At 65.7% G+C, this 17,575-nt stretch carries 15 protein-coding genes; 6 read left to right on the top strand and 9 right to left on the bottom strand.

What is annotated here, in order from left to right; genetic code table 11:
* The first annotated feature begins 20 nt into the window (after positions 1–20).
* Positions 21–692: a phosphoribosylanthranilate isomerase gene (locus ACR9YP_RS04495; RefSeq protein ID WP_438103807.1), complete on the top strand. Its 672-nt coding sequence runs from the start codon at positions 21–23 to the stop codon at positions 690–692.
* Positions 689–1,906, top strand: coding sequence for a tryptophan synthase subunit beta (gene trpB, locus ACR9YP_RS04490; protein ID WP_438103809.1), 1,218 nt, complete (start codon positions 689–691; stop codon positions 1,904–1,906). Before ACR9YP_RS04495 ends, trpB begins: the two co-directional genes overlap by 4 nt.
* A gap of 79 nt (positions 1,907–1,985) precedes the next feature.
* On the opposite strand, the gene ACR9YP_RS04485 is transcribed toward trpB, so the two are convergent.
* Positions 1,986–2,330 carry an endonuclease domain-containing protein gene (locus ACR9YP_RS04485; RefSeq protein ID WP_438103811.1) on the bottom strand — a complete coding sequence of 115 codons (345 nt, stop codon included), beginning with the start codon at positions 2,328–2,330 and terminating at the stop codon, positions 1,986–1,988.
* A 72-nt stretch (positions 2,331–2,402) separates the two neighbouring features.
* Here ACR9YP_RS04485 and trpA point away from each other — a divergent pair, with 72 nt between their 5' ends.
* From trpA to ACR9YP_RS04465, 4 genes are all read left to right on the top strand, one after another.
* A complete protein-coding gene (gene trpA / locus ACR9YP_RS04480) occupies positions 2,403–3,239 on the top strand; it encodes a tryptophan synthase subunit alpha (protein ID WP_438103813.1) in 837 nt (278 codons plus the stop codon).
* 112 nt (positions 3,240–3,351) lie between these two features.
* Complete coding sequence (gene accD / locus ACR9YP_RS04475) at positions 3,352–4,293, top strand: acetyl-CoA carboxylase, carboxyltransferase subunit beta (RefSeq protein WP_091882310.1); 942 nt, start codon at positions 3,352–3,354, stop codon at positions 4,291–4,293.
* Positions 4,290–5,633 carry a bifunctional folylpolyglutamate synthase/dihydrofolate synthase gene (locus tag ACR9YP_RS04470; RefSeq protein WP_438103815.1) on the top strand — a complete coding sequence of 448 codons (1,344 nt, stop codon included), beginning with the start codon at positions 4,290–4,292 and terminating at the stop codon, positions 5,631–5,633. Before accD ends, ACR9YP_RS04470 begins: the two co-directional genes overlap by 4 nt.
* Before the next feature lie 102 nt (positions 5,634–5,735).
* Entirely contained in the window at positions 5,736–6,476 is a 741-nt protein-coding gene (locus ACR9YP_RS04465) for a metallophosphoesterase family protein (RefSeq protein WP_474219089.1), read from the top strand.
* A 103-nt stretch (positions 6,477–6,579) separates the two neighbouring features.
* Here the strand turns inward: ACR9YP_RS04465 and ACR9YP_RS04460 are convergent, their stop codons facing one another.
* From ACR9YP_RS04460 to ACR9YP_RS04425, 8 genes are all read right to left on the bottom strand, one after another.
* Positions 6,580–7,587: an ATP-dependent DNA ligase gene (locus tag ACR9YP_RS04460; protein ID WP_438110477.1), complete on the bottom strand. Its 1,008-nt coding sequence runs from the start codon at positions 7,585–7,587 to the stop codon at positions 6,580–6,582.
* Between the two features lie 142 nt (positions 7,588–7,729).
* A complete protein-coding gene (gene trxA / locus ACR9YP_RS04455; protein ID WP_008540017.1) occupies positions 7,730–8,050 on the bottom strand; it encodes a thioredoxin in 321 nt (106 codons plus the stop codon).
* A gap of 67 nt (positions 8,051–8,117) precedes the next feature.
* Entirely contained in the window at positions 8,118–11,627 is a 3,510-nt protein-coding gene (gene addA / locus ACR9YP_RS04450; RefSeq protein ID WP_474219087.1) for a double-strand break repair helicase AddA, read from the bottom strand.
* Positions 11,621–14,767, bottom strand: coding sequence for a double-strand break repair protein AddB (gene addB, locus ACR9YP_RS04445; protein ID WP_438103817.1), 3,147 nt, complete (start codon positions 14,765–14,767; stop codon positions 11,621–11,623). Before addB ends, addA begins: the two co-directional genes overlap by 7 nt.
* Positions 14,768–14,812: 45 nt before the next feature.
* A complete protein-coding gene (locus ACR9YP_RS04440) occupies positions 14,813–15,925 on the bottom strand; it encodes a transposase (protein ID WP_474219086.1) in 1,113 nt (370 codons plus the stop codon).
* Complete coding sequence (locus ACR9YP_RS04435) at positions 15,919–16,044, bottom strand: hypothetical protein (RefSeq protein ID WP_438103818.1); 126 nt, start codon at positions 16,042–16,044, stop codon at positions 15,919–15,921. Before ACR9YP_RS04435 ends, ACR9YP_RS04440 begins: the two co-directional genes overlap by 7 nt.
* Positions 16,045–16,375: 331 nt before the next feature.
* Entirely contained in the window at positions 16,376–17,098 is a 723-nt protein-coding gene (locus ACR9YP_RS04430) for a nucleotidyltransferase family protein (RefSeq protein WP_091882291.1), read from the bottom strand.
* A gap of 124 nt (positions 17,099–17,222) precedes the next feature.
* Positions 17,223–17,540: a PilZ domain-containing protein gene (locus ACR9YP_RS04425; protein ID WP_438103820.1), complete on the bottom strand. Its 318-nt coding sequence runs from the start codon at positions 17,538–17,540 to the stop codon at positions 17,223–17,225.
* Positions 17,541–17,575: the final 35 nt, after the last annotated feature.

The raw sequence follows: 17,575 nt of genomic DNA, 5'->3' as shown, positions 1-17,575 counted from the left end.
CCTCCATTCGCTTTGAGATCATGTCCCTGCTCGTCAAGATCTGCGGCCTGTCTACGCCCGAGACGCTCGAGGTGGCGCTCGAGGCGGGTGCCGACATGGTGGGGTTCGTGTTCTTTCCGCCGTCGCCGCGGCACCTGTCGTTGCAAGCGGGCCGCGAGCTCGGACGCCAAGTGAAGCAGCGCGCGCTCAAGGTCGCGCTGACCGTCGATGCCGACGACGCCACGCTCGACAATATCATGGACGCGCTGTCGCCGGACATTCTCCAGCTCCACGGCAAGGAGAGCGTGGCGCGGCTGCGCGATATCAAGCAGCGGTTCGGCCGTCCGGTGATGAAGGCGGTGCCGGTCGCCACATCTGCCGATCTCGCTGTGCTGCCCGGCTACGCCGCAGTCGCCGACCGCATCCTGTTCGATGCGCGCGCACCGAAAGATGCAACCCGCCCCGGCGGTCTCGGCGCGCCCTTCGATTGGCACCTGCTCGAAAATCTCGATCTGATCCTGCCCTACATGGTCTCGGGCGGGCTTCACGCCGACAACGTCGCCGAAGCCCTCCGCGTCACCGGCGCCAGCGGCGTCGACGTCTCCTCCGGCATCGAGAGCGCCCCCGGCGTCAAGGATCCCGAGATGATCAAGGCCTTCATTCGCGCCGCGCGCGCCAGCCAAGATACAAGCCAAGAGTTGAGTGTCCGATGAACGTCGCCAAACCCAATTCCTACCGCAGCGGCCCCGACGAGCGCGGCCATTTCGGCATTTTCGGCGGCCGCTTCGTCGCTGAAACCTTGATGCCGCTGATCCTCGATCTGGAGAAGGCCTATACCGCAGCCAAGGCCGATCCGGCGTTCCAGGCCGAGATGAACGGCTATCTCAAGAACTATGTCGGCCGGCCCTCGCCGCTCTATTTCGCCGAGCGCCTCACCGAGCATCTTGGCGGTGCGAAAATCTACCTCAAGCGCGAGGAGCTCAACCACACCGGTTCGCACAAGGTGAACAACGTGCTCGGCCAGATCATGCTGGCGCGGCGCATGGGCAAGAAGCGCATCATCGCCGAGACCGGCGCCGGTCAGCACGGTGTCGCCACCGCGACGCTGTGCGCGCGCTTCGGCCTGGAATGCGTGGTCTATATGGGCGCCGTCGACGTCGAGCGGCAGCAGCCCAACGTCATCCGCATGGAGATGCTGGGCGCCAAGGTATTTCCGGTGCAGTCGGGCACGCGCACGCTGAAGGACGCCATGAACGAGGCGCTGCGCGACTGGGTCACCAACGTGCACAACACGTTCTACTGCATCGGCACGGTGGCGGGCCCGCATCCCTATCCGACGCTGGTACGCGACTTCCAGTCGATCATCGGCACCGAGACCAAGGCGCAGATGCAGGAGGTCGAGGGCCGGCTGCCGGATTCGCTGGTCGCCTGCATCGGCGGCGGCTCCAACGCGATGGGCCTGTTCCATCCGTTCCTTGACGACCCCTCGGTCGAGATCTTCGGCGTCGAGGCCGCGGGCCATGGCCTCACGCAGCTGCACGCCGCCTCCATCGCGGGCGGCCGTCCCGGCGTGCTCCACGGCAACCGCACCTATCTCTTGATGGATGCCGACGGCCAGATCCAGGACGCGCATTCGATCTCGGCCGGTCTCGACTATCCCGGCATCGGCCCCGAACATTCCTGGCTGCACGAGATCGGCCGCGTGAACTATCTCTCCGCGACTGATGACGAAGCACTCGCCGCGTTCCAGCTGCTGTCGCGGCTCGAAGGCATCATTCCCGCGCTCGAGCCCGCCCATGCCATCGCCAAGGTGATGGAGCTCGCGCCGAAGCGGCCTCGGGATCACCTGATGGTCGTCAACCTCTCCGGCCGCGGCGACAAGGACGTCCCGCAAGTCGGCGATATCCTCAGGGGCAAGAACAAGTGAGGCGGGTGTCGCACTCTCTTCACCTCTCCCCGTCGGGGAGAGGTCGGCTGCGAAGCAGCCGGGTGAGGGGTCTATCCACTCACTCGAACCTCAGTGAGGTTGCGATCAGCTCGAGGACACCCTCGAGATTTTCGTACACGTCGGTATTCGAGACACGAACGACGAGAAAGCCGCAAGCTTCGAGCGCTTCGGTCCGACGTTTGTCTCGATCGAGCTCCGAGGCAGTGGAATGCGTCACGCCGTCGACCTCAATGATCAGTTTTCCGTCCAGCGTCACGAAGTCGACGACGTACCGATCAATCGGATGCTGGCGGCGAAACTTCCAGCGGGCGAGCTGCCTGTTGCGCAGCGCCTGCCAAAGCTTTGCCTCGGCGCTCGTCTGCGACTCGCGGAGCCTTCGCGCTCTGGATTTGAACCTCTCCATCCCCCTCACCCGGCTGCTTCGCAGCCGACCTCTCCCCGGAGGGGAGAGGTATAGCACAGCGGCCGCAAAACCATGACCACGCGTATCGACACCCGTTTTGCCGAGCTGAAAAAGCAGGGCCGCTCGGCCTTCGTGACCTTCCTGATGGCGGGCGACCCCGATCCGGCGACGTCGCTCGAGATCATTAAGGCGCTGCCGAAGGTGGGCGCCGACGTGATCGAGATCGGCATGCCCTTCACCGACCCCATGGCCGATGGTCCGTCGATCCAGGCGGCGGGTCTGCGCGCGCTCAAGGCCGGCATGACGCTGAAGAAGACGCTGGAGCTCGTGCGCGGCTTCCGCAAGGACGACAACGCGACGCCGATCGTGCTGATGGGCTATTACAATCCGATCTACATCTATGGCGTCGACAAGTTCCTCGTCGATGCCAAGAGCGCCGGCGTCGATGGTCTGATCATCGTCGATCTGCCGCCGGAAGAGGACGACGAGCTCTGCCTGCCCGCGATGAAGGCCGGCCTCAACTTCATCCGCCTGGCGACGCCGACCACCGACGACAAGCGTCTGCCGGCCGTGCTCGCCAATACCTCGGGCTTCGTCTACTACGTCTCGATCACCGGCATCACCGGTGCTGCGGCCGCGGATTCCTCGGCGGTGAGCGAAGCAGTTGCCCGCATCAAGCGACACACAAAACTGCCGGTCTGCGTCGGCTTCGGCATCCGCACGCCGGAGGCTGCGCGCGCCATTGCCTCGCATGCCAATGGCGCCGTCGTCGGCACCGCGCTGGTCGATGCGCTCAAGAATAGCCTTGATGCGGACGGGCGGGCGACTGGCAAAACGGTCAAGGCCGTCGCCGAACTGACGGCGGCCCTGGCCCAGGGCGTCAAGGGTGCGCAACAGGCGGCGGAATAGGCCATAATTCCGCTTTTCGGGCGGGCGACACGGCGGCTTGCCGGGCAGCGGCCCGGCCGCCATATATCCCTTCAGGCGATCCGCGAGGCGGGTTCGCACATCGGAGCAAACCATGAACTGGCTTACCAATGTGGTCCGGCCGAAGATCCGCAACATGCTGCGGCGGGAGACGCCGGAGAACCTGTGGATCAAGTGCCCGGATTCCGGACAGCTCGTGTTCTACAAGGACGTCGAAGCCAATCAGTTCGTCATCCCCGGCTCGAACTACCACATGCGCATGGGTGCGGTGGCCCGGTTGAAGTCGATCTTCGACAACGAGACCTGGTTCGACGTGGCGCTGCCCGAGGTCACGCCCGATCCGCTCAAGTTTCGCGATGAGAAGAAATACGTCGACCGCATCAAGGACGCGCGCGCCCGCACCAACCTGAACGACGCGATCAAGGTCGGCTACGGCAAGCTCGAAGGCTCCGCCGTCGTCGTTGCCGTGCAGGATTTCGATTTCATGGGCGGCTCGCTCGGCATGGCCGCGGGCGAGGCCATCGTGCGCGGGCTCGAGCTTGCGGTCGAGAAGAATGCGCCGTTCATCGTGTTCGCCGCATCCGGCGGCGCGCGCATGCAGGAAGGCATCCTGTCGCTGATGCAGATGCCGCGCACCACCGTTGCGGTGCAGATGCTGCGCGAGGCAAAACTGCCGTATATCGTCGTGCTGACCAATCCGACCACCGGCGGCGTCACTGCGTCCTATGCCATGCTCGGTGACGTACAGATCGCCGAGCCCGGCGCCCTGATCGGCTTCGCCGGTGCGCGCGTGATCGAGCAGACCATCCGCGAAAAACTCCCCGAGGGGTTCCAGCGCGCCGAGTATCTCAAGGAGCACGGCATGGTCGACATGGTCGTGCATCGCCACGAATTGCGTCCGACGCTGGCGCGACTCTGCCGCTTGCTGACCAAGGCGCCGGCGCTGGAAAGCGCATCGAAGCCGGTGCAGCCGGTCGCGAGCCCGGCGCAGATCGTATCGGCCGCCGAGACGGCGCCGGCCGCGCCCCACGCGTGAACGCGTCCTCTGACAGCGCAAAGCCGCCGCTCGGCGAATTGATCGGGCGGCTGTCGGCCCTGCATCAGAAACGCATCGATCTCGGGCTCGAGCGGATGCACCGCCTGCTCGCGCGGCTCGGCCACCCCGAAAGCAAGCTGCCGCCGGTGATCCACATCGCCGGCACCAATGGCAAGGGTTCGACGCTCGCTTATCTGCGCGCGACGCTGGAGGCAGCAGGCTTGCGCGTCCACGCCTACACCTCGCCGTATCTCGTCCGCATCAACGAATGCTTCCGGCTGGGTCGCGTCGGTGGCGGCGTGCTCGTCAGTGACGATGAATTGCGCGCCGCTCTCGAAGAGGTCGAGCGCGCCAATGCTGGCGAGGCTGCGACCCTGTTCGAGCTGAAGACCGCCGCGGCCTTGCATCTGTTCGCACAGCATCCGGCCGACGTGGTGCTGCTCGAGGTCGGCCTCGGCGGCCGGCTCGATTCGACCAATGTGATCGATGTGCCGGCGGCCTGCGTGATTACGCCTGTCAGCATGGATCACATGGACTTCCTTGGGTCGACCCTGGCATCGATCGCCGGCGAGAAGGCCGCGATCATCAAGCGCGGCGTACCCGTGATTTGCGCCGAGCAATCGCCGGAGGCGATGAACGCGATCGAGGCGCAGGCCAGGCGCATGCGCGCACCGCTGTTTGCGGCGAACGAAAGCTGGCACGTCAATGTCGAGCGCGGACGTCTGGTCTATTCCGACGAGCGCGGTTTGATGGATCTTGCAGCGCCGCGCCTGTTTGGCCGCCACCAGTTCGACAACGCCGGCCTTGCAATCGCGACGCTGCGCGCCGTCCCGGCGTTCAAGGTTAACCAGGCGGCGTTCGAGGCCGGCATCGTCGGCGCGGAATGGCCGGCCCGAATGCAGCGCATCACCTCCGGCGAGCTGCTCTCCTGGGGACCGCAGGGCTCGGAAATCTGGCTCGATGGCGGGCACAATGCCGAGGGCGGCCGTGTCGCCGCGGCTGCGCTCGGCGATCTCGAAGAGCGGGTGTCGCGGCCGCTGGTCGTCATCGCCGGCATGATGGCCAACAAGGATGCTCAGGGCTTTCTCGCCAATTTCGCCGGTCTCACCCGTCACATCATTGCAGTGCCGATCCCTGATACCGAGAACGCGATGCCGGTCGACCGTCTCGCGGACGCCGCGCGCAGTCTCGGCATGCGCGTCGAGCCCGCGCCCGGCATCGAGGCCGCGTTGCGCGCCTTGGCGAAGCTCGCCTACGAGGTGCCACCGCGCATCCTGATCACCGGCTCGCTCTATCTGGCCGGCCACGTGCTGGCGATCAACGGCACGCCTCCTGCATGAGTTTGCGTAGCCCGGATGGAGCGCAGCGCAATCCGGGATCGTGCCACAAGCGATGAAGGCCCCGGATTTCGCTTCGCTCCATCCGGGCTACGGTGATGAACGATGCGCTTTGCCGCGATTGCCGACGTCCACGGAAACCACCTCGCGCTCGAAGCCGTGCTCTCCGACATCCGCGCGCAAGGCATTGCCGACATCGTCAATCTCGGCGACATGCTGAGCGGACCGCTCGATGCGCGCCGGACGATCGAGATCCTGATGACGCTCGACGCCGTGCACGTGCTCGGCAATCACGACCGCTATCTGCTCGACCGCGCTCCGGAACAGATGGGCTCATGGGATCGTCCCGCCCATGCGCAGCTCAATGCCGCGCAGCTCGACTGGCTGCGTGCGCAACCGATGACGCGGGTGTTCCGAGAGCAGGTGTTCCTGTGCCACGCGACGCCCGGCAGCGACGAGGTGTACTGGCTCGACACGGTGCATCCCGACGGCACGGTGGCGCTGTCCCCGCTCGATCGCATCGAGCAATTTGCGCAAGGCATCACGCAGTCGCTGATCCTCTGCGCCCACACTCACCTCGCCCGCGCCGTGCGCCTGCGCGACGGCCGGCTGATCGTCAATCCCGGCAGCGTCGGCAGTCCTGGTTATCGCGACAAGCATCCGTATCCGCACGTCGTCGAAGCCGGCACGCCGCACGCGCGTTATGCCATTCTCGAACTTGCTGATGGCGCCTGGCAGGTGACGTTCCGGCACGTCGTGTACGATCATGAAGCGATGGCGGAGTTGGCGCGGCGAAACGGGCAGCCGGAGCTGGCGAACGCGCTGGCGACGGGATGGATCGGGTAGTTGTGATCTTGTAGCCCGGATGGAGCGCAGCGTAATCCGGGGCCGTCGTCGCTTGTGGCACAATTCCCGGATTACGCTGCGCTCCATCCGGGCTACTGCTAGCTCACTTCAGCAGCTTCATCGGATCGGCTACTTTCTGCTTCAGCTGCTCGAATGTGCATTGCCGCGGCGCCTTGTCGGGGCGCCAGCGCAGGAGCGAGGTGCCGTGGCGGAAGCGTTCGCCGCTGAAATGGTCGTAGCAGACCTCGATCACCAGCTTCGGCTTGAGCGGACACCATTTTGCGGAGCGCTCGGTCGACCAGCGGCTCGGCCCGCCCGGCGCGTTGCCGGTGAAGCCGGGCTCGCCAATCAATGCTTCGAGCCGATCGGTCAGATCAGGCTTCTGCTCGGCCTTGATCGCCGAGGTGAAGCCGACATGGTGCAGCAAGCCATCATCGTCGTAGAGCCCGAGCAGCAGCGAGCCGACCACGTCGCGGCCGGTGATCTTGTTGGTGGCGTAGCGGAAGCCGCCGACCACGCAATCGGCGCTGCGGAATTTCTTGATCTTCTGCATGCCGTCGCGCGTGCCGGCTTGGTAGGGCAGGTCGATACGCTTGGCGATGACGCCGTCCGAACCGCCGCCGGATTGCGCCAGCCATTTTTTGGCGGTGGCGTAGCTCGTTGTCGACGGTGAAAGACGGAAGATGCTGCCCTTGAGGTTGGCGTTCGCGAACGCTTCGAGCGCCGACCGTCGTTCGATCAACGACTTTCCGGCGAGGTGCTTGTCTTTCGCCGTGGCGAGCAGATCGAAGACGAGGTAGAGCGCCGGCGTGTCCTGCGAGAGCTTCTTCACGCGGCTTGCCGCGGGATGGATTCGTTGCAGCAATGCGTCGAACGAAAAACCCTTGCCGTGCGGCACGACGATCTCGCCGTCGAGCGTGAAATGGTCCGCCTTCAGCTTCAACGCGGCGGCAACGATCTCGGGGAAATAGCGCGCGAGGTCTTCGCCGGACTTCGAGCGCAGATCGACGTCGCTGCCGTTGCGCGACAGCAGGCAGCGAAAGCCGTCCCATTTCGGCTCGTACTGCCACACCTTGCCGCGCGGGATTTCGTCGACCGAACGCGCCTCCATCGCGACGAGAGAGGTCGATCTTCGGGCGCGCTTGGCGGGAGGGGCTGGCAAGGGATGCGGGTCCTACGCTGAACACGCCCCACCAACGCAGAATGGCCGGCTATCGCCGGCCGTTCTCGAAAATAATCCTGCGCGAGAAGGATCAGACCGCGGAGGTGATCCACTGCTGGAGCTTCGCCTTCGGCGCCGCGCCAACCTGGCGAGAGGCCATCTCGCCGCCCTTGAAGATCATCAGGGTCGGGATCGACATCACGCCGTACTTTGAGGCGGTCTTCGGGCTCTCGTCGACGTTGAGCTTCACGATCTTGACCTTGTCGCCCATCGCGCCGGCAATCTCGTCGAGGGCGGGCGCGATCATGCGGCAGGGGCCGCACCATTCGGCCCAGAAATCGACGACCACGGGGCCGTTCGCCTTGAGCACTTCGGCTTCGAAATCGGCGTCGGAAACCTTGCTAACGGCCATTGGAGTACCTCACTCGGTTGAAAGAATCGGCGCGATCTGGAATCGCGCCCGGGATCATGGGGTCAACCTATGAACGGCTCCTTGCCGGGTCAAGGACGCTCACACCGAGATGAAGGGATGCCAGCGCCGCGTCCAGCGCGGGGGCTGAAATCTCCATATATTCAAGGGCCTCGGTCCAGAGCAGGACGGCGCGGATCGGCTTTTGGGGATAAAGCCTCGATAGCACCGCCCGGTACAGCGCGAGCTGCCGGACATAGGCGGCGGAAGCCTCGGCCGCGCTTCTGGGTGCCGCCTGGTTGGTCTTGAAATCGACGATCAGGACCTCCTCGGGGCGAACGACCAGCCGGTCGATCTGCCCCGACACCAGCGCCGGGGTGCGCTCCGGCCGCTCCAATTTACCGACGATGGCGACTTCGGCCCGGCTGCCGGCGGCAAAGACCGGGGCGAAGCGCGGCTCAGCGATCAAGGCGAGCACCTTGTCGGCCAGTGCGGTGCGGTCGGCCTCGGGCCAGTCCGAGGCATTGCGCGCCATGAAGTCGCGTGCGGCCTCGCGCCGGCGCTCGGCGGCGATGTCGGGCAGGGATTGCAGCAGCCGGTGCACCAGCGTGCCGCGTTGCAGCGCCAGCGCGCGGGACTGCACCGATTCGCCGGTGCGCACGCGGCGGCCCTCTTCGGCCGACTGGCCCGAGGGGCGCACGGGATCCTCGTCGATAATCTCGCGCGGGGCCGGCGCTCGCAGCCAGTCCGGCAAAGCAATTGTCTGGTCCACGGACGTCGCCGGCGCGCCCAGCGCCGCGACGTCTTCCGGTCGGGCGAATCGCGTCACCTTGCCGAGCGGCGTCTCGATGATCTGCTTGTCCAGGTCCGAGCCGGCGAGGCCGGTATCGACCAGATCGTACCAGCTCAGCTTGCGGACGGTCCTCATATTGCCGGGCATGCAGCCGCCGACAATCAACCGGTCCGCGGCGCGCGTCATCGCGACATAGAGCAGGCGGCGATATTCGTCCTCGGTCTCCTCGAGCATGGCCTTGCGCGCCTCGGCGACCGGCTTGGGATCGTCGGCCTTACGGCCGGCCCAGACCACCACCTCGCCGCCATTGCCGCGCGGCACGTGAATTAGCCGCAGCCGCTGCGAATCCGCGGGCGAGGATGTCGTGTCCACCATGAATACGACGGAAGCCTCCAGACCCTTGGCGCCGTGCACGGTCATCACCCGCACCTCGTCGCGCGAGATCTCCATGTCGCGCTTCACCTCGGTGTCGGCCGAACGCAGCCAGGCCATGAAGCCCTGCAGCGAGGCCGGCGCCTTGCGCTCATAGTTCAGCGCCAGCTCCAGGAACTCGTCGAGCGCGTCGTTGGCTTCGTGCCCGAGACGGCGCAGGATGCGTGCGCGGCCGCCATCGCCGCCGAGCAGCCAAGCGTAGAACGCGAACGGCGTCTCCTCGCGCGCGCGCATCTCGCAGGCTTCCAGGCGCCGCAATGCCGTGGCGAACTTCTCGCTTGTGTCCGCATGTTCGCCCAGCGCGCGGCGCAGCGATCCCTTGCGGTCCCAGGCAAGCGTGAACAGGTCGTCGTCATCGAGCCCGAACAGCGGGCTCTTCAGCGCCACCGCGAGCGCGAGATCGTCCTGCGGCAGCAGCAGCGCGTCCGCAAGGTTCATCAGGTCGATGATGGCGATGTGCTCGGTCAGCTTGAGCCGGTCGGCGCCGGCGACCGGGACGCCAGCGTGCTTCAGCGCCTGGATCACGGCATCGAATGCGTTACCGCGCCGCCGCACCAGGATCAGCATGTCGCCATAGCGCAGCGGCCGCCGTTCGCCTTCGTGCCCCGTCAGCGTGCCGCTCTCGACCAGGTGCTTGATCTCGGCCTGGATGCGGCGCGCGAGTTTTACTTCGGGACTGGTGACGGCGACGCCGTCAAAGGGCGCACGCCAGCCCTCGATGTCCTGTCGCTCGTCGGCCTCCGCGAGGTCCCACAGCTCGATCACGCTCGGGCCTGCATCGGCGAGCGCATTGTGCAGGGGATGGCCGATCTCGACCGAGTGGATGCTCTTGTAGATCTGGGGATCGCGGAAGACGTGATCGACCGAGTGCAGGATCGCGGCGCCCGAGCGGAACGAATAGGTGAAGGCGACCGGATCGAACTTCAGCCCGGCCGCGGTGAATTTGCGGTGCAGCTCGCGCCGGCGCGCGTCGAATTCGCGGGGCGCTGCGCCCTGGAACGAGAAGATCGACTGCTTCTCGTCGCCGACCGCGAACACGGTGCGGTTCAGCCCTTCGCGCGCGCCTTCGCCTGCGGTGAATTCGGAGATGATGTGCGCAACGATGTCCCATTGCCGCGGGCTGGTGTCCTGGGCCTCGTCGATCAAAACGTGATCGACGCCGCGGTCGAGCTTGTAATGCACCCAGCCCGAGGAGACGCGGTCCAGCATCGCCAGCGTCTTGTCGATGAGGTCGTCATAGTCGAGCAGCCCGCGCTCCTGCTTCTCGCGGCGGTAGTTTGCGGCCGCCGCGGTCGCGATATGCAGCAGGGCCGCGGTGCGGTCACGCATGGTCACCGCGCGGCGCTTCTCGACCAGCCCACCGAGCCGCTGCGCCTCGGCCTCGAACAGGCGGGCGACGGACGGGTTGTGATCGCAAAACTTCTTGGTCAGCACGGCCTTGCGCGGCAGCTTGTCGTCGGTGAGGAAGACGCAGAGATAGGCATCGACCTGAGCGCCGCCGGAAAAGACTTTTGCTTCGCGGAGCCGGCCGGCCTGGTCGTTGTCCGATTTGCTGCCGTCCTCAAGCGCGAAGGCGATATCGTCCCAGCGCGATCGCGGCAGGAACGGACCGTCGAGAATCTCCGTCTCGACGTCCTCGATGCGGTCGCCGGCGTCGACGCCCAGCACCGCGGCCATCTGCGCCGCAGCGGCTTCGGCATTGCCGGCCTCGTCGGTCCAGGCCATGAAATGATCGCGGCTGAGGCACGCTTCGCGCACGACCTCCTTGAAGGTGACGTCGGCGGCGTTCGCCATCGCCGTCAACAGCGCGCGGCCTGTGACGCTCTCCGGATCACGCGCGGCGTCGAGCAGCACCTTCAGATTGGCGCGCTCCATCATGTCGGTCTGATCGCGTTCGTCGATCACGGCAAAGCGCGCGGGCACGTTGGCCTCGAACGGGAATTGCTGAAGCAAGCGGGTGCAGAGCGCGTGGATGGTCTGCACCTTCAACCCGCCCGGCGTTTCCAGCGCACAGGCAAACAGCTTTCGCGCCTCGCGTCGCAGTTTTGCGCTGGGGTGAGGAATGCCGACGGCGCGGATGGCTGCATCGAGCCCGGCATCATCCAGCGTCACCCAATGGCCGAGCGTGGTGAATACGCGCTCGGCCATGTTGGCAGCGGCGGCCTTGGTGAAGGTGATGCAGAGGATCTTTTCCGGCGGCACGCCCGACAGCAGCAGCCGGATGACACGCTGCACCAGCACATGCGTCTTGCCCGAGCCGGCATTGGCCGACACGAAAGCGGAGGCGGTCGGATCGGATGCGCGCGCCTGCCGCGCGCGCACCTCGTCGGGGATGGGGCGCGGCGCCTTCACCATTCCTCGATCCCCAATCCACCGGCCGCAGACCATTCCTTGATCCGGGCAAGATCGTCATAGGTGCCGTAGCGGTTCGCCCACATCGGCAGGTTCAGCGAGGTGTACGGCTGGTTCTCGTCCTCGAAGGCGCGAATCAGCGCCTCCAATTTGGCTCTGGCGTCGGCGGCGGCAGTGTCCGGCGGAATTGGCTCGTCACCTTTGTTTACCTTGAGCTGGAGGATGCGCTCTTCCCCGGCCGGATTGTTGCCGCTCAGGCGGACATAGACGAGCTGGCTGACCGACGCACCGGCGTGGATGTCGGGAAAGCCGCCTTCGCGCAGGATCGCGGCTTCCAGCGTCAGCTGCGGTGACAGGCCCATGCGGACCTGCTTGTCGCTTGGCGGCTGCCCGGTTTTGTAGTCGAGGATGGCATAGAAGCCGCCCTTGCGGCGCTCGATGCGGTCCGCGCGCGCAGAGAGGCGGAAGCTACGCTGATGATCGAGCACGATCGAGATCTCGCCGTGGGTCTCCGCCGTGATGGCCTCGATCGCATCGCGCCGCGCCGTCTCCCATTCACCGAACCAGCGCGCGATGCGCTGGAAGCGCGGCCACCACAGTGCCCGCGCCTCGGGGCGCTCCATCAGGGGCGCAAAATACTTCTCGCCGATTGCCCGCAGAACGCGGGCGGGATCGTCGGGCAGGCGTGCCGCATAGGTTTCCGTGAACTCGCCGAGTGCATCATGGATCGCCGAGCCGCGATCGGCGGCCGAGAGTGGCATGTCGACCGGATCAAGCGCAGCGAGACGCAAGATGAACTTTGCGTAGATCGTGTAGGGATCGCGCAGCCAGTCCTCGATGGCAGTGACTGACATGCTTGTCGGCCGCGTCGCGCGCGGAGGTCGCGGCTCGGGCTGCTTGATCGGCCTGACCTCGTCGGGCTGGTCCATTGCGCCGGCGAACTGCACGTATTTCTCGCCGGCGCGAACTGCCGCCTTCCAGAGATCATCGCCCGCCACCGCCTCGAGCCGGTGCAGGAAGCGCGACGCCACCGCCGGCGCGCCGCCGGCCTTGGCGGAATGGGTGAGGATCACCTCGTCGCCGCCGAGCAATTGCGCAAAGTCGTGCGCGGAGAGGCCGATGCGGCGCTCCGGCAGGTCGAGACCGAGCTCGTGCCGCATCGGCCGGCTGAGCCAGGGATCAATCCGCGGCGCCGGTGGCCAGACGCCCTCGATCAGGCCGCCAATGATGATACGGTCGGCCTGCATCAGGCGCGATTCCAGGGGGCCGTAGATTTGCAGCCGGGCGCCCGGCCTGTCGCGCCGCCGCACCGCGCGATCGCCGAACGCGGTCTGGAAGACATCGGGATAGTCAGGCAACGGCACCATCAGCCCGCTGGTCGTGCCGGCGCGCAGCAGGTCGTCGAAGGCGCTGGCGAGGGCGAGGCCTTCGCGCTCCTCGAAAGCGAGCGGAATGCCCTGCTCGTCGCGCGACAGCTCGATCATGATCTCGCGATGCCGGTGCGCGAGCTCGGCGAAGTCATACGGTCTTGACGAGGCCAGGCTCTCGATCGGCGCCAATGCTTTTTGCAAGAAATCGATCAGCGCCTGGATGCGGTCGAGGTCCTCGGCCTTGAGCCGCGCGCGCGGCTCGGCCTTATGGAGCGCGGAGACTTCGCTGCGCCACAGTTTTGCCAGCTCGTCGCGAAAGCGGTTGAATTCGCGCAGGAGGCCGGCCGTGCCTGCGGGTGGGCGCGTGCCGCGCAAGACCGCTAGTTCGAGGCCCTCGATCGCTGCCTTCCACGCACTGGGCGCACGGCCGAGCCGGCACAGCGGATGCTTCAGCATCGCCAAAAGCGTCGGCGGCTCCAGGCCCTTGGTCGCCGCCTCTGCCGCAAGGCGGGCGAAGACGCCGGCCGATGTTTCCATCAACACGTCGCCGCCGGAATCGTCGAAGGCGAGATCCCATCGCGTCAGCGCAGCCATCACCCGCCGCGCCAGCGCGCGATCGGGCGTCACCAGTGCCGCCGATTTGTCGAGGTGCCGCGCCTCGCGCATCGCGATCGCGATCGCGAGGGCTTCCATTTCAGGATTGGGAGCTTCCACGACCGCAAGATTCTTCATGCCGCCGGCGATCTTTGCGGCGACATCCGGCTGCTTCAGCCGGTCATGCCAAACTTCCGTCTTGGCCGAAGGTCGCATCGATTCCGACGCGAGCAGATCGCGGCCGCCTTCCGCCGGCGGCTGGAGAATCTCGACGTCACTGCGCTTGATGCCAAAACGCTGCAACAGCGCGTGCATGGCATATTGCGGATGGTTGGAGGCCGGATGCTCCGCGAATTTGCCGAGCGCATCGCGCACGCCGCCGATGGTGCGCCAGGCGTCATCGTCGAGATCGGTGTCGAGGCCCGGCAGCACCACGGCGCCATGTGGCAGCGATGCGACCGCATGGAGGAATTTTGCGGTGGCCGGCATCGAGCCGGTCGAACCGGCCGCGATCACCGGCCCGCTCGGATGCGCGGTCAACCGCCTGGCTTCCGCCGCGATCAGGAGATCGCGTCGCGCCGCTGGCTCGATCCGCTTGATCTCGGCGAGATGGCTGGGCCAGGCAATGCGCGCGATGCGCAAGAATTCGAGCGAGTGCTGCCAGTAGCGGTCGAGGTTATCAGGCACGAGCCCATCGAGCGCGCTCCAGTCGACGCCGCGCGTCACCATGTCGTCGATCAGCCGTGCAAGATCGGACGCCAGCGCCAGTGTCGAAGCTGGGCCGCCAACCACCAGCGGCGCCAGCACCGGGCCCTTGGCCCAGGCCGCCACGAGCTGCGCCAGCGTCAGCCGCCGTTCGAGCTCACCCAGCCGCGGCGGAATGTCGAGAGGTGTTGCACCTGAAAACTGCTCGCCCTCGTCGGCGAAGGCGAGCTCGTCCTCATCGATGTCACCGAGCGCGACGATGCGCGGCAGCACCACCGCGTCCGCCCTCATCTCATCGAGGAAGATCTCGCGCACCACGCGCATCGCGCGCCGGGTCGGCAGATACAGCGTGGCATCGGCAAGCCGCGCCGGCTCCTTACGCGCCTCGAAGCCATCGACGAGCCGACCGTCGAGCAGGGCCGCGACGACCGTGCGCAGGAACGGAACTGAGATGGGAACGCTGAAAACGCGCATGGGCTGCCTGATTCGGGAATCAGGCGCCAATATAGGGAGGCGAGCTCAAATGGTCATGGGTGTGGGCGAGGTCTTCCCCGCTGTTCGCGGCATCACCGCTCTCGTGCCCCGGACGCAGGTCTCGTAGCAACCATTAGAATGGTGGCTCGTCTGCGCCTGCCATGATGACGCCGTGCTCGCGTCCGTCAAGGCGTGGCCTGGCAACAGACCATGTGAGGTTCGAGCGAGCGACGGCCATCCTTGACGGACGCTGCGCGCGACGTCATGAGGGGCCGTAGGTCGGGACGAAGAAGCGCGTCCCGGTCGAACTAAGAAGCAGAAAGTGATCCTACCGGCGGTTCGCCGCACCACGGCGGTACCGCGGGCCACCACCGTGTTGGCGAAGATCAGCATCTTCCTGGCGCAGGCAACGAGCGCGCGCTTGTGTTCCTTTCCGGCTGCGGTCAGCCTCTGGTAGAGCTGGATCAGCTGCGGGTTCCATCGAAACGATGCAGCCAGTGAAGCCGTATAAAGGGCGCGACGCAGCCGCTTGCGTCCGCCCTCGATATGCCGCACCCCGACCTGGTCGCCGCTGTCGTCGTCATAGGGCGCCAGCCCGGCGAGAGCGACAGCTTGCTCCCGCGTGATCCGGCCGATCTCTGGCAGACGCACCAGGATGGCAACGGCGGTCGGCAGCCCGATGCCGTCGACGCTGTTGATCAGCGCAAGCCTCTTGGCAAGGTCGGGATGCTCGCGGAGCGAGGCGACCAGAGCCTTGAGTGCGGCCCTCTCACGTTGCTCCAGACGAGTGATATCTTTGCGCCAGAGCTGGTTAATCGCCACATTACGGCAGCTCTCGATCCTGTTCTTGAGGCGCGCAATATCCTCACCGATCTGATCGATCATGGTCAGTTGCTCGGCGAATGGCAGCAACCGAGGATCGGGAGCGGCATGGATCTTCCGCACCGCTGCGGTGCAAGCTGCGATAAGGGCGGCATCGATCTTATCGTTCTTGGCTCGCTGCAAGTGGAATTTGGCATAGCCCCGGACCTGAGCCGGCTGAAACACCACAACCACAAACCCCTTGCGTCGCAGTTCGGCGACGACAGGCTGTTCGTAACCGCCACTCGCCTCGATGCCGATGCGTTTGACGCGCTGCTGTCGCAGCCACGTCAGCAAGCCTCATGGCCTTCCGCCGTGTTCTTCACCTGCAACTGCTCGCCGCGGCCCTCGATCGCCACATCGAGCTTCCGTTTGCCGGTATCGATCCCGGCACAGATCGTGCTATGCTTGGCCATCTTCGTCGATCCCTCCCTTGTTATGCGAACCTTAAGTTCGTTCAACCATTCGGGTCCCGATGAAGTGCCGATCGCGATCTCGCTACGTCAGACAGCCCTCAAGGCTTCGGTGGGTACCGATCCGATCGAACGGCGACCCAGCTCGGGCGGCTACCCGGGCTGGGCCATTCCTCACGGAACGGTTCAATATAACCGATCAGGCTAATACAAGGGTGGGCAAAGGCGCGCTTGCGCCGTGCCCACCACGTCTTTCACAGAGTTTCAGCTTGGGAGGTGGGCACGCTTCGCTTTGCCCACCCTACGGCACCGCGTCCGGGTCACGAGCTGCGGCTTACGCCACGCTCTCCAGAAACGCCTCTTCCGCCGCATGCACGGCATCAGGCGTGCCGACATGCATCCAGACGCCGTCGAGGCGCAGGCCGAACAGCCGCTCCTGCTCGTTGGCGCGATCGAACATTTTTGTCAGTGAGAATTCGCCCTTGGGCGCATCGGCAAAGATCGCGGGCGACATGATCGCCGCGCCGGCATAGACGAACGGAACGACCTCTTTCTCCTTGCGCTTGCGCAGGGCGCCGTCGGGCAGCATGCCGTAATCGCCACGGCCGCTATAGCCGATGCTGGTCGCGGTCGGCGCCATCAAGAGCAGAATGTCCATGCGCGCGGGGTCGAAGTTTTCCGCAAGCCGCGTCAGGTTGGAGCGCACGCCGTCGATCCACAGCGTGTCGGAATTGACGTGGAAGAACGGCGCATCGCCGAGCAGCGGCAGCGCCTTGACCACGCCGCCGCCGGTGCCGAGCACCTGGTCGCGTTCGTCGGAGATGATCACGCGCGGAGATTGGCGCGATGCGGTGTGATCGATGATTTGATCGGGCAGGTAATGCACGTTGACCACCGCCTCGGTCACGCCGGCATGACTGAGCTTGTCGAGCACGTGGTCGAGCAGCGGCTGGCCAGCCACCGGCACCATCGGCTTCGGCATCTTGTCCGTCAGCGGGCGCATGCGCAGGCCGAACCCTGCGGCAAGCACCATGGCTTTGGTCGGTTTGACGGACATTCTTCGCTTTCTCAAATCCCTTTATTTCACTTTCGCGGCAATCCTAGCATGAGCCTTGGCCCGCCGCACCGCATCCCAACCGCCTTAATCGCCCGCCGTGACGGTTATACGACGAGTGTTGCCGTCACGCCCCGATGGCTGTGGAGCGCGCCTTTTTCTTCTTGTCGCCGAGCTTGAGGAAATTGACGCCGATCTGGTCGCCATTGACCCAGGCCAGCTCGCAGCGCCGGTACGCGAGTCCGGTCGACGACAGCAGGAGAAAGAATTCCTTCAAGTGCAGGCCATCGACCGAGCCGTCGATGGTCAGCTTGGCGCCGGTCTCGGAAACGTCCTCCATGGTGCAGTCGCGCCGCCAGGTGCCGTCGATGCCCATCATCTGGGCCGGAACCCCGCGCTCGAAAACGACCCGGTTATTTCCGCGCTGATCCGCTTTCGTCGCCATCTGCCCTTGCTCCAGCCCCGTGACGATCCGGCTGC

It is taken from the genome of Bradyrhizobium sp. BR14999 (assembly GCF_056106085.1).
Note: the sequence above shows the minus strand (reverse complement) of the source record. Positions and strands in the feature narration are given on the sequence as shown.

What these genes read in the sequence shown, in the direction of transcription:
- trpA (WP_438103813.1), top strand. Translation starts at nt 2,403, where the DNA reads ATGACCACGCGTATCGACACCCGTTTTGCCGAGCTGAAAAAGCAGGGC.
- ACR9YP_RS04465 (WP_474219089.1), top strand. Translation starts at nt 5,736, where the DNA reads ATGCGCTTTGCCGCGATTGCCGACGTCCACGGAAACCACCTCGCGCTC.
- ACR9YP_RS04435 (WP_438103818.1), bottom strand. Translation starts at nt 16,044, where the DNA reads ATGGCCAAGCATAGCACGATCTGTGCCGGGATCGATACCGGCAAACGG.
- ACR9YP_RS04460 (WP_438110477.1), bottom strand. Translation starts at nt 7,587, where the DNA reads ATGGAGGCGCGTTCGGTCGACGAAATCCCGCGCGGCAAGGTGTGGCAG.
- ACR9YP_RS04485 (WP_438103811.1), bottom strand. Translation starts at nt 2,330, where the DNA reads ATGGAGAGGTTCAAATCCAGAGCGCGAAGGCTCCGCGAGTCGCAGACG.
- ACR9YP_RS04495 (WP_438103807.1), top strand. Translation starts at nt 21, where the DNA reads ATGTCCCTGCTCGTCAAGATCTGCGGCCTGTCTACGCCCGAGACGCTC.
- trpB (WP_438103809.1), top strand. Translation starts at nt 689, where the DNA reads ATGAACGTCGCCAAACCCAATTCCTACCGCAGCGGCCCCGACGAGCGC.
- ACR9YP_RS04430 (WP_091882291.1), bottom strand. Translation starts at nt 17,098, where the DNA reads ATGTCCGTCAAACCGACCAAAGCCATGGTGCTTGCCGCAGGGTTCGGC.
- addB (WP_438103817.1), bottom strand. Translation starts at nt 14,767, where the DNA reads ATGCGCGTTTTCAGCGTTCCCATCTCAGTTCCGTTCCTGCGCACGGTC.
- addA (WP_474219087.1), bottom strand. Translation starts at nt 11,627, where the DNA reads ATGGTGAAGGCGCCGCGCCCCATCCCCGACGAGGTGCGCGCGCGGCAG.
- ACR9YP_RS04425 (WP_438103820.1), bottom strand. Translation starts at nt 17,540, where the DNA reads ATGGCGACGAAAGCGGATCAGCGCGGAAATAACCGGGTCGTTTTCGAG.
- trxA (WP_008540017.1), bottom strand. Translation starts at nt 8,050, where the DNA reads ATGGCCGTTAGCAAGGTTTCCGACGCCGATTTCGAAGCCGAAGTGCTC.
- accD (WP_091882310.1), top strand. Translation starts at nt 3,352, where the DNA reads ATGAACTGGCTTACCAATGTGGTCCGGCCGAAGATCCGCAACATGCTG.